This window comes from Mesorhizobium sp. M3A.F.Ca.ET.175.01.1.1 (assembly GCF_004791945.1).
Classification (GTDB): Bacteria; Pseudomonadota; Alphaproteobacteria; order Rhizobiales; family Rhizobiaceae; genus Mesorhizobium.
On sequence record NZ_SRTP01000346.1, the window covers coordinates 1 to 296 of the forward strand.

1 protein-coding gene is annotated in these 296 nt (G+C 66.9%); it reads left to right on the forward strand.

Annotation, left to right across the window (positions count from 1 at the left end; genetic code table 11):
- Positions 1-296: ATP-binding cassette domain-containing protein (locus EN818_RS31930; RefSeq protein ID WP_135906753.1), on the forward strand; the 296-nt coding region annotated here is incomplete at both ends.

Sequence of the window (296 nt, forward strand, 5' to 3'; positions counted from 1 at the left end):
GCCGAAAGGGTGAAAGGCGAGACCGACCCTGACGAGTTGTACGAGCTGATGGTCGGACGCCAGCGCGCGGGCTCGGTGCTGCCGCGAAGCAACCCGCCGGACAAGAACGCGCCTAAGCGGCTGGCAGTGCGCGACCTGACGGTGCCGGGCAAAGTCGAGGATGTGAGCTTCGATGTCGCGTCCGGGGAGATCGTCGGCTTGATCGGCGTCCAGGGCTCCGGCGCCGAATCGGTCTGCCGCGCGATCTTTGGCGTCGAGGACAGCCACAGCGGCCACATAGAATATGAGGGCCGGCC